The organism is Pseudovibrio flavus (assembly GCF_009711345.1).
In the GTDB taxonomy this organism is placed as follows: Bacteria; Pseudomonadota; Alphaproteobacteria; order Rhizobiales; family Stappiaceae; genus Pseudovibrio; species Pseudovibrio flavus.
In genome coordinates this window covers 1-8,149 of record NZ_SMMA01000040.1, presented here as the reverse complement: position 1 = coordinate 8,149, position 8,149 = coordinate 1, and the positions used below count along the sequence as shown (strand labels likewise).

At 51.4% G+C, this 8,149-nt stretch carries 8 protein-coding genes; 4 read left to right on the top strand and 4 right to left on the bottom strand.

The window, feature by feature from the left end:
• Positions 1-142: 142 nt before the first annotated feature.
• On the bottom strand, positions 143-1,183 hold the full coding sequence (locus tag E1162_RS00650) for a Gfo/Idh/MocA family protein (protein ID WP_155125583.1): 1,041 nt from the start codon (positions 1,181-1,183) through the stop codon (positions 143-145).
• Positions 1,184-1,326: 143 nt separating this feature from the next.
• Complete coding sequence (locus E1162_RS00645) at positions 1,327-1,965, bottom strand: GntR family transcriptional regulator (RefSeq protein WP_257098541.1); 639 nt, start codon at positions 1,963-1,965, stop codon at positions 1,327-1,329.
• Between the two features lie 347 nt (positions 1,966-2,312).
• Between E1162_RS00645 and E1162_RS00640 the strand changes: the two genes are divergently transcribed.
• From E1162_RS00640 to E1162_RS00625, 4 genes are read left to right on the top strand one after another with little or no spacing between them, the layout of a single operon-like run.
• A complete protein-coding gene (locus tag E1162_RS00640) occupies positions 2,313-3,338 on the top strand; it encodes a Gfo/Idh/MocA family protein (protein ID WP_155125579.1) in 1,026 nt (341 codons plus the stop codon).
• Between the two features lie 52 nt (positions 3,339-3,390).
• Positions 3,391-4,392 carry a Bug family tripartite tricarboxylate transporter substrate binding protein gene (locus tag E1162_RS00635; RefSeq protein WP_155125577.1) on the top strand — a complete coding sequence of 334 codons (1,002 nt, stop codon included), beginning with the start codon at positions 3,391-3,393 and terminating at the stop codon, positions 4,390-4,392.
• 26 nt (positions 4,393-4,418) lie between these two features.
• A complete protein-coding gene (locus tag E1162_RS00630; protein ID WP_155125575.1) occupies positions 4,419-4,952 on the top strand; it encodes a tripartite tricarboxylate transporter TctB family protein in 534 nt (177 codons plus the stop codon).
• A 9-nt stretch (positions 4,953-4,961) separates the two neighbouring features.
• Positions 4,962-6,467: a tripartite tricarboxylate transporter permease gene (locus E1162_RS00625; protein WP_155125573.1), complete on the top strand. Its 1,506-nt coding sequence runs from the start codon at positions 4,962-4,964 to the stop codon at positions 6,465-6,467.
• Between the two features lie 74 nt (positions 6,468-6,541).
• On the opposite strand, the gene E1162_RS00620 is transcribed toward E1162_RS00625, so the two are convergent.
• Positions 6,542-7,771 (bottom strand): UxaA family hydrolase, encoded by a 1,230-nt coding sequence (locus tag E1162_RS00620; protein ID WP_155125571.1) that lies wholly within the window; start codon positions 7,769-7,771, stop codon positions 6,542-6,544.
• A 25-nt stretch (positions 7,772-7,796) separates the two neighbouring features.
• On the bottom strand, positions 7,797-8,149 hold a 353-nt coding region (locus E1162_RS00615), incomplete at its 5' end, for a UxaA family hydrolase (protein ID WP_257098540.1).

Sequence of the window (8,149 nt, the reverse complement as noted above, 5' to 3'; positions counted from 1 at the left end):
CCAAGCTCCAAGCTCCAAGCTCCAAGCTCCGCCCTGAGGTATTCGAATCTGCAGGCGTGTTCTTGGATTGCGAATACAAAAAAACCGCCGAAAGGCGGTTTTTCAATTCACTGCATTAAACGGATCACGTCACCATAGCGCCCTATAGCTTGATCTCTTTTCTTTCCTTAGCGCTTTGATAGATTGCTTCAATGATAGCAACAGCCTTTCGGCCTTCGTAGGAATCGATGATCAGAGGAACATCCTTTGAAAGATGGTCGATTAGATTTTGGAACTGTGCTTCGTGAAGTCGGAAGTCAATAGCTGATGGATCCGAGGCGCCGCCCTTTGCTACCGTCGCGCTTCCGTGTTCTTCGAGGATCGTAGCGTCTTCAGTGGTAGCTTCCGAGAACTCCCATTTGAGGAATTTGTCTTCCTCTAAGACGACTGTACCGTTGGTTCCCGAGATTTCTAGCTTTTTCAGCATGCCCGGGTATGCAGCAGTTGTACCTTCAATCACGCCGCGAGCGCCGGAAGCGAACTTCAAGATTGCTACAGCAACATCTTCCTCATCGATACCATCGTGCCCAAGCGTTTCGGTGTACGCGGTAACTGCTTCGACAGGGCCCATGCACCACTGAAGCAGGTCAATGGCATGAATGGCTTGGTTCATAAGAGCGCCGCCGCCGTCCATAGCAAGAGTGCCGCTTGCCTTGCGCTTATCATAATACTCTTGGCTTCTGAACCATTTCACATATGCATCGCCCAGCACGACTTTCCCAAATCGTCCGCTATCAATGGTGCTCTTGAGAATCTGTGATGCTTCGATGAAACGGTTCTGGAAGATGCTAGCTGCAACAACACCGGCTTTCTCAGCTGCATCAATTATTTCGTCACAGCGCGCAGCTGTTACTTCCATCGGCTTTTCAATCAGCACATGCTTACCAGCAGCGATGGCGGCGAGGGCTGCTTCGCCATGCATGGCAGAAGGAGTACAAATGGTGACAATATGGATTTCGGGATCGGCAAGCATATCATCGAGAGTTTGATAGACTTTGCCGCCGTTCTGCTCGCAGAACTCCTGCGCTCTGTCAAAGCTTCTGCTGAATGCACCAACAAAGTGGCCGCCATTCAGGCTATGAATTGCTTTTGCATGAAACGCGGCGATCATGCCTGTTCCGATGATACCAAAACCATAAGACATAAAGGTAATATCCATATTGATGGCCGAAATGCCAACCAAGTGTACAGAATGAAGCGGAGACTTCGTTACTGTGAAACTAGATAATTTGTGTACTGGTATACAAGTTAGGTGTAGTTGGTAGTTAGAAGCCTTAGTTGCGCTTTCTAGTTTGACTGGCGATAGGCGTCAGTCGTCGCAGAAACGTGGCGATTTATAATGGCTTCCGCGCTCTCAATATCACCCGTAGATATAGCGCCAATGAGTTCAAGGTGCTCGTTGTAAGCGCGTTCCAAGCGAGCAGAGTTTTTGATCATAAGATGTAAACGTGCGCGATCTGAGTGACCTTTTACTGACATAGATAGCCGCCATGCAGCCGGAATATCTGCCAGTTCGGCCAGCTTCTGATGAAATTCCTGATCGGCGTTGAAGTAGCCAACAGCGTCTTTGTTCTTCATCGCAACGCGCAATACAGCCAAAATCGGATCCAAATCCGTTAGGGATGGGCTTGTTTCACATAGGATGCGAACGACTTCACGCTCCAGTGCGCGACGTATAATAATACCCTCGCGGATTTTCTTATTATCAATCGGTGCAACAATGGAACCAACCTGCGGCCGGCTGATAATAAGCTCTTCTTCAGCCAGTTTTTGATAGGCTTGCCGAAGGGGCGTGCGGCTAACCCCAAGCGTATTTGCTAGCTCAGGTTCGTTAATTTGGCTCTCTGGTGGTAGTTCATAACGAGTAATTGCGTTGCGCAACACATCGTAGACCTGAGGTGCGATCGGTTTCGAGCGATCAATCATCTCAGCATTAAATATAGCGAAGAGGTCTGGACCTTGTTTTTGTTTTTTTGGTCTTGGCATCCGCGTACTTGCTTCTATTTTTACCTATCTAAACCCACGACTGGTTAATTCTGAATTTCGTAATTCATCTGTTGTACCAATCAGCTAGCATATAACACGCTGCGCGCATCGCTAATTTTTACTGCGGGGGATAAAGCCGCACCTTTTCCGCGAACTAACATCGTGACACTACCAACTTGTCCTCAATATAACATGTATACCAGTATACAGGAAGCGAGTTTACTCCTTTTGTTTAACCTCCGAAGTTCTTCGGACATAGCATTGGGAGCTCTTGGGGGAAGAGAAGAATGGCTGATCCGGTACGGTTTGCCGCCCTTGGTTTGGACCATCGCCACATGTTTGGCATGGCACAGGGTATGATTGATGCAGGCTGTGAGTTTGTTTCCTTCTGGACAGAGGGAGAGCCTCAGCCTCTCGCGGGATTTACAAAACGGTTTCCAGATGTGCCGCGTGAAGATGAGCTATCAGCGATCTGGAACGACCCTACTATTCCTTTGGTATTGATTGCATGTCCTCCAGACCAGCGTGCTGATCTGGCAATTCAGGCTATGCGCAATGGCAAAGACGTTATGCTGGATAAGCCTGGGTGCGTTACTCTGGCGGAACTAAAGCGCATTCGTGAAGTGGTAGCGGAGACTGGAAGGATCTGGTCTATCGACTTTTCCGAGCGTTTCGAGGTCCCAGCTGTCACCAAGGCAGCTGCATTGGTTAGGGAAGGGGTTATTGGCACAGTTCTGCAAACTGTCGGCCTTGGCCCGCATCGCCTCAACAAACATATGCGTCCAGACTGGTTTTTTGAGGAAAAGCAGTACGGGGGTATTCTTGGTGATATCGCTTCCCACCAGATCGATCAGTTCCTGTTCCTGACTGGAAAAGAAACGGCTGAAATCCGCCACGCTGCGGTTGGTAATTTCGGCAATCCAGATAATCCTCGTTTTCAAGATTTTGGCGAACTCAACCTCGTTAGCGGTAATGCGCAGGCGTATATCCGCCTTGACTGGTTCACTCCAGACGCGCTGCCCAACTGGGGTGATGGCCGCCTCTTCATCTTAGGTACTCAGGGCTACATCGAGCTTCGCAAATACGTTGATGTTTGTGGACGCGATGGAACAGACCACCTCTACCTCGTGACCAATGATCGGTGCGAATACATCGATTGTCATGAAGAAGAGTTGCCGTACTTCCGCCTGCTCGCGGAAGACGTTCGCAATCGAACAGAAACGGCATGCCCACAAAAACACGCATTCATCGTCACCGAACTAGCGCTCAAGGGTCAGGAAATGGCTGAACGGCGCGGATATCTAGCAGACTAATCCAAAAAACAGGGCGCAGTAGCGCGACCCAACGTATATTCGGGAGGTATACATGTCTGTTCTCAAGAATACACTTATTGCTTCTATGGCTGTTCTAGCCAGCACCGCTATGACCAATGCGGCTGAATGGAAGCCTGAAAAACCAATCAACCTGATTGTGCCATGGGGTGCAGGCGGCGCGACTGACCTTGTAACCCGTGTTGTAGCGGGTGAACTTGAATCTGCACTGGGCCAGAAGGTTGTTGTGGTGAACCAGCCTGGCGCGTCCGGCGCAATCGGTTCCAAAGCTGCTCTCGATGCTGACCGCGATGGTTACACATGGACAGCTGGCGCAGCAAAAGACCTTGGCACATACGCTGTAACTGGCCGTCTTGATACCAAAATCGAAGACTGGCACCTGTTCCTCAGCTCTGCAAACGTCAACGTAATCAGCGTGAACCCAGATTCCAAGCTTGCTGATATGGGCGCGTTTGTTGACCGTATGAAAGACGGAAAACCGATTGCTGTAGGTACTTCCGGCGTGAACTCTGCTGGTCACTCTGCAATGGAATCCCTCGTTGCTGCGACCGGTGGTAAATACAAGCACGTGACTTATGAAGGCGGCGCAAAAGCTGTTCTTTCTACAGTTGCAGGCGAAACAGAAGCGAGCAGCCAGCTGCTGACCGAACAGTTCGAAATGCTTAAAGGCAAGCGTATTCGTCCTCTCGCAGCACTTTCCACCGAGCCGCTTGAGCTTGAAGGCATCGGTACTGTAGCGCCAATCACCCAGTGGCTGCCAGAGTACAACCCAACCCCAATCCACTTCGGTATCTTCGTTCCTAAGGGCGTTCCTGCTGAAGTCGTTGCGACTCTTGAAGAGATCTGGTCCACCAAGATCAAGGGCTCTCAGGCACTTAAAGACTACGCAAACGCAAAAGGCTCTGTCGTGACAGTTCTTTCCGGCGAAGAAGCTCAGAAAGCTGTTCGTCCATCCATTCAGGTTAGCGCATGGCAGCTGTTTGATGGTGGTCAGGGTAAAGTAAGCCCAGAAGAACTTGGCATCAGCCGTCCATAATCTGGTTATAAGGACAGGATGCTAATATGAAGAAGGCATTTCAGAATGCATCGGCCGATGTGATTTCGGGCTATGTGTTCACAATCCTCGGCTTTCTGGTTGTACTGGGAAGCTGGGCAATGCCGGACTTTAGCGAACTTGGAGCCTCGTGGTACGAGGCTCCCGGTTTGACACCGGGCCTTTTGGGAGCGGCCTTGTCCGTATGTGGTGTGCTGCTTGTGATGCGCGCACCGACTGTTGAAGAGCAGGGTGAGGATAAGCTTTCCAGCGATCAAGACGAACCGATGCTGGAATTGCTCAAGGATCCTAAGAGCAGACAGCGGGTCTACATTACCGCTAGTTTGTGCGTTTTCTACGCGCTTGTTATGGTTGGTCTTCTGCCGTTCTGGCTGGCAACCGCGCTCTTTGTTTTCGCGTTTATCTTCGGGTTTGAATACGAACCGGGCTGCGAGCGCGCGCTTCTTTATCGCCGCGCAATGGTCGCCCTCATCATAGCACTAGCCACCTCAGTCGCTGTGACCCTCGTGTTCCAAGAACTCTTCCTCGTTCGCCTGCCTTAAGGAACTACCATGGACGGTTTATCTATGCTGGGTGAGGCCCTTATTTCAGGGTCTACGCCAATACAGCTCTTTCATGTCGGCTGGTCTACACTCCTTGGCATTTTTGTAGGCATGTTGCCGGGCCTTACGGCCACTATGGGTGTTGCGCTCCTCACCACGCTCACCTTTCATATGGAGCCGCAGGTCGCAATTGTTGTGCTCCTCAGCATGTATGTGGGCACCATCTTCGGCGGTAGCCGAAGCGCTATCCTCCTCAACATTCCGGGCACACCGGCAAGTGCTGCAACGACGCTGGACGGCTTTCCTCTTGCTCAGGCCAAACAGGCACGTGAAGCGCTTGGTATGGCAACCGTAGGCTCGTTCCTAGGCACTTTGGTGAGTGTTGTTATGCTCGCCGTGCTTGCTCCGGTTCTGGCTGACTATGCTCTTGGCTTTGGCGCTTTCGAGTTCTTCTGGCTTGCTGTTTTCGGTATCGTTATCTCAGGTCGCTTGACCGCTCTTAATGATCCAATCAAGGGCTGGATTGCAGGTATCTTGGGCCTCATCATTGCGATGATCGGTCAGGAATCCTTGCATGCTTATCCGCGCTTCTCTTTTGGTAGCACTGATCTTTCCGGCGGTATCAACCTTATTCCAGCAATGGTGGGCGCGTTCGGCTTTGCTGAAATCCTTCACGTTATGGCTGGTAAGCATAAGGCGCAGATTAGTGACGTTTCCGGCCGTATGTTGCCGCCAATGTCTACGATCAAAAAGTACTGGTTCACGGTTCCTCGCTCTGGTGTTGTCGGCACCATCATCGGTATCGTACCGGGCGTAGGGGAAGATATTGGTGCTTGGGTTTCCTACGCTCTGGCTCGCCGCGCAAGTAAGGAAAAAGAAAAGTACGGCAAAGGCTCTCTTGAAGGTCTTCTGGCTGCTGAAACCGGTAACTCGGCTGCAGTTCCAGGTGCTGTTCTTCCGGTTCTGACCCTCGCAGTTCCAGGTTCTGCTCCAGCTGCAGTACTCATGGCTGCAATGATCATTCACGGTATTCGTCCGGGCCCAATGATCATGATCGAAAGCCCAACGGTTATCTATGATGTAACCGTTGCGCTTCTCTTGGCAGCTGCTGCAATCCTTATCTTCGGTCTCATCCTCACAAAGCCAATGCTTCGCGTGCTTCAGGTTCCAAAAGAACGCCTGCATCCGATCATCTTTGTACTGTGTACCGTTGGTTCGTTTGCTATCGCCAGCCGTCCGTTTGACATCCTCATCATGGTTGTATTCGGTCTTGGCGGCTTCCTGCTCAGACAGATGAAGTACCCAATGGCACCGATCGTTCTTGGTCTGGTTTTGGGTAGCTTGCTTGACCAGAACATGCGCCGCGCACTGGTGCTGTCTGACGGCTCTTTTGAACCGTTCTTCACACGTCCGATCAGTGCGGTTCTTATGGCTGTAACCGTGATCACTGTTGTGATGGGTATTCCGGCGGTAGGCAGATTGTTTGCTCGTTTGAAGCCAACCAAATCAGCTTGATCGCAGGTGATAGAACAAAAAAAAACACCGGCCAATTGGCCGGTGTTTTTGTATGCGTAGGCAGTTTAGGTAGCTTATTCAGCGGCAATAGCGCAGCGCTCGATTTCGTTAGAGAACAACTTGTAGCACATGACGAATTCCTGATGGCCGAGGAGTTCGTGCTTGGTGCGCTTGCCGTTGGAAACCTCGATGATCAGCTCGTAAATTTCGTTGCCAACTTCATCAAGTGTCGCTTCACGGGTTACGATACGGCCGGCATTCACGTCCATATCGCCTTCCATGCGCTTGTAAGTGTCTGGGTTCGCGCAGATTTTGATAACTGGAGCAAGAGCAGAACCTGCTACAGAGCCGCGGCCGGTGACAAAGGTAACCAGATGACAGCCGCAGGCGATCATCTCGATGATCTCCTGATTGTCTGTGATGTTCGGAACGCCGTATTTAAGGCCGCCGTCACAAACAACGTCTAGCAGGTAAAGGCCTTTTCCTTCCGGCTGCATGCCCGGTTTAATCACGCCCATGATCTGGGAAGCGCCAGACTTGGCATAAGCACCAAGGGACTTTTCTTCGATTGTCGTCAAGCCGCCATCAGCGTTGCCTTGCGAGAAAGAGCCCAGACCCAGCTCATCGTAGTAGCTGGCGGCTTTCTTTACAGAAGCCATGATCTGTTCAGCAACTTCAGGCGTTGCGGCACGGCGTGCCATGATGTGCTCACAGCCGATCAGTTCGCCGGTTTCCTCGAAGATACAGGTGGCGTTTTCCTGTACGAGGCGGTCAAATGCGCGGCCTGCAGCAGGGTTACCTGCGATGCCGCTGGTACCATCAGAGCCGCCGCAGATCGTACCGACAACCAGCTCGGAAACTTCCATAGGTACTTTAGTTTGCTGGTCCAGTGCGTGACGGGTTTCAGCTACCCACTTGCGGCCTTCGCTGATGGAGGAGAGGGTGCCGCCAGCTTCCTGAATGGTGATCAGGTGAACTGGGCGTCCACTTTCTTCAATGATGCGGGCGAGCTGACGTTTCTTGAAGCTTTCGCAACCCAGAGACAGAAGCAGCACAGCGCCAACGTTCGGGCTCGTGCAAATAGCTTCCATCATGTACTGGCTGTAGTCGTTGCCTACACAGCCCGGAAAGCCGATGACATGCACATCATCATCTTCAAATGGAGCTGCAATTTTCGTGGCGACGTGGTGGGCACACTCTACCAGATAAGCAACGGCAATAACGTTGCGAATGCCTTTGCGCCCGTCTTTGCGGGGCCATGCCATGATAGCTGGGGTGGCCGATGGAGCAGTGATCTCGCTCATTATCTTTTCTCCGGAAAGAGGGGCGTTATTCGACGTTATCAAACGGGGTGTAGTGGCTGCGTACGTTGGTCAAATGAACGTGCTCACCGACGCTGATTGGCTTGCAGGCATAGCCGATTGGCATTCCATACTTGAAGATATCTGTACCTTCAGTGATCTCGCGGCGAGCCAGTTTATGGCCGCGCGGTATCTCAAAATCGAGACGAACATCGTGGCCTTCGATCTTAACTGCGGTCCCTTTTTCAAGGTTCTCGATAGCCACCACCACATTGTCTTCTGCACTTAGCAGCAGCAACCGTGGATCGGTTTCAGCGTGCACGCTCATAAGTTGCTTCTCCTTGTCCCCAGTACGTGGGCAGTAATTCTTTGAAGTGTATG

Coding starts and splice junctions, on each gene's coding strand:
- E1162_RS00625 (WP_155125573.1), top strand. CDS start 4,962: ATGGACGGTTTATCTATGCTGGGTGAGGCCCTTATTTCAGGGTCTACG.
- E1162_RS00640 (WP_155125579.1), top strand. CDS start 2,313: ATGGCTGATCCGGTACGGTTTGCCGCCCTTGGTTTGGACCATCGCCAC.
- E1162_RS00620 (WP_155125571.1), bottom strand. CDS start 7,771: ATGAGCGAGATCACTGCTCCATCGGCCACCCCAGCTATCATGGCATGG.
- E1162_RS00645 (WP_257098541.1), bottom strand. CDS start 1,965: ATGATTGATCGCTCGAAACCGATCGCACCTCAGGTCTACGATGTGTTG.
- E1162_RS00650 (WP_155125583.1), bottom strand. CDS start 1,183: ATGTCTTATGGTTTTGGTATCATCGGAACAGGCATGATCGCCGCGTTT.
- E1162_RS00630 (WP_155125575.1), top strand. CDS start 4,419: ATGAAGAAGGCATTTCAGAATGCATCGGCCGATGTGATTTCGGGCTAT.
- E1162_RS00635 (WP_155125577.1), top strand. CDS start 3,391: ATGTCTGTTCTCAAGAATACACTTATTGCTTCTATGGCTGTTCTAGCC.